Origin of the sequence: Rheinheimera sediminis (assembly GCF_004005375.1) — a bacterium.
In the GTDB taxonomy this organism is placed as follows: Bacteria; Pseudomonadota; Gammaproteobacteria; order Enterobacterales; family Alteromonadaceae; genus Pararheinheimera.
Genome location: NZ_RZUF01000098.1, coordinates 1 through 329, shown reverse-complemented (window position 1 = coordinate 329; position 329 = coordinate 1). Strand labels below are relative to the sequence as shown.

At 42.2% G+C, this 329-nt stretch carries 1 protein-coding gene; it reads right to left on the bottom strand.

All coding sequences use genetic code 11. The features are described from left to right. Positions 1–12 precede the first annotated feature (12 nt). On the bottom strand, positions 13–329 hold a 317-nt coding region (locus EMM73_RS20165; protein WP_186435317.1), incomplete at its 5' end, for a hypothetical protein.

The following is a 329-nucleotide window of genomic DNA, read 5'->3' as shown; positions in this document are numbered from 1 at the left end:
TTGAATCAGACTTTAGCGACATTCGTAGACTTTCACTATATCCTGACCGCCTACAGTTCTGCACTCTACATCAAATTTTTGTATCAATTTGCCATCAGCGCCAACCATAGTTCCAGCCTCAACCACACGACAATCAAGACGTTGCAATTGTATTACTTTATAGCCGGGCATTAAGTTGCAGAATCTTTTGTTGTAGCCTTCCCACACCCTGATTTTATCTCCAAGTTTGTCACTCCATTCACCTCTCAAGATCGGATCAACGCGCTCAAGTCTGGCAATCACTTCTGTCAATGGCGCACCATTTTCATCTACACTCAAATCAAGATTAA